This window comes from Flavobacterium bomense (genome assembly GCF_003970355.1).
Window position 1 is genome coordinate 1 of sequence record NZ_RYDJ01000084.1, and the last position, 1,551, is coordinate 1,551.

A 1,551-nucleotide genomic window follows, 5' to 3' on the forward strand; every position below is an offset into this window, starting at 1 on the left:
CGCCAACATTGATAATGTCTACCAATTGAAACGAAGTTTCGGTTTGATTTGCTACACGCAATACATAACCATCTCTTACTTTTTTTGCTTTTTCTCCAGCATCTACTATTTTCAAAACAAATTGACCTTCTTTGTTCACACTCCAAACAATTGGAGAACTAAAAGCGGGACAATCTGTCTTTGTTAAAGCCATACTTCCTTTATTATTATTGGAAATAAAATGCCAAGTACTTCCAACAAAACATTTAGAATCGGCAATTTGAAAAGAGCTTACCTTAATATAATCGGAACCGGGATAAGTAACGCTGGTAATAACCCAATCTCCTTTGATGGCTACTTGAGAACTTCTGTCCAACTTTGTACTGGCAACTGGTTCATTTTTTACAGTAGTACTGGTTGTGCCAGATTTACTTTTACAAGCAAAGAACAAAATAGCCAGTACCATCAGTGTAATTGTTTTTTTCATTTTTACAGTCTTTTTAAGATTAAACTTGATACAAATTTACAATGAAGGCTTCAAATAAAGTTTCAAAATAAAAGCTTTTTGTATCAAAATTAACGTTTCCGACAATTTGTCACTTTGTCATCAATTGGTATCTTATTTGAATAAGAATTATGCAATTATAAAACTATAAAAACTACAACTATGACAACTGGAAAAATTAATGTTTCGGTAGAAAACATCTTCCCGCTTATCAAAAAATTCTTATACAGTGATCACGAAATATTCTTGCGTGAATTGATTTCGAATGGAACTGATGCCACCTTAAAATTAAAACATCTTACTAGCGTTGGCGAAGCCAAAGTAGAATATGGCAACCCTATCTTAGAGGTAAAAATCGACAAAGAAGGCAAAAAATTGCACATTATCGACCAAGGTTTGGGAATGACTGCTGAGGAAGTGGAAAAATACATCAACCAAATTGCTTTTTCTGGAGCTGAAGAATTTCTAGAAAAATACAAAGATTCTGCCAAAGATTCTGGAATTATTGGTCATTTTGGTCTTGGATTCTATTCTGCTTTTATGGTCGCTGCCAAAGTAGAAATCATTACTAAATCATATAAAGACGAACCAGCAGCACACTGGATTTGCGATGGAAGCCCAGAATTCACATTGGAACCAGCCGACAAAACTACTCGTGGAACGGAGATTATTTTGCACATTGCCGAAGATTCATTAGAATTTTTGGAAGAGTATAAAATCAACGAATTGTTGAATCGTTACAACAAGTTTATGCCTGTTCCTATTAAATTTGGAACAAGAACCCAGAAAATCGAGCAAAAGAAAGGCGAATTTGTTGAGTCAGAAAACAAAGATGATATTTTCACAGAAGTTGAAGTGGACAACATCATCAATAACCCAAACCCGGCTTGGACTAAACAACCAACAGAATTAACGGATGCCGATTATAAAGATTTCTACCGTGAAGTCTATCCAATGCAGTTTGAAGAACCGTTGTTTCACATCCATTTGAATGTGGATTATCCGTGTAACTTGACTGGAATTTTGTATTTCCCAAAATTGGGTAATGATATGCAAATCCAGAAAGA

General features: G+C 34.6%; 2 protein-coding genes. One reads left to right on the forward strand and one right to left on the reverse strand.

The genetic code is table 11. The features are described from left to right. A partial coding sequence (locus EKL98_RS15695; protein ID WP_126563120.1) for a lipocalin family protein occupies positions 1–466 on the reverse strand: 466 nt, incomplete at its 3' end. Between the two features lie 180 nt (positions 467–646). Between EKL98_RS15695 and htpG the strand changes: the two genes are divergently transcribed. Further along, on the forward strand, positions 647–1,551 hold a 905-nt coding region (htpG, locus tag EKL98_RS15700; RefSeq protein ID WP_126563121.1), incomplete at its 3' end, for a molecular chaperone HtpG.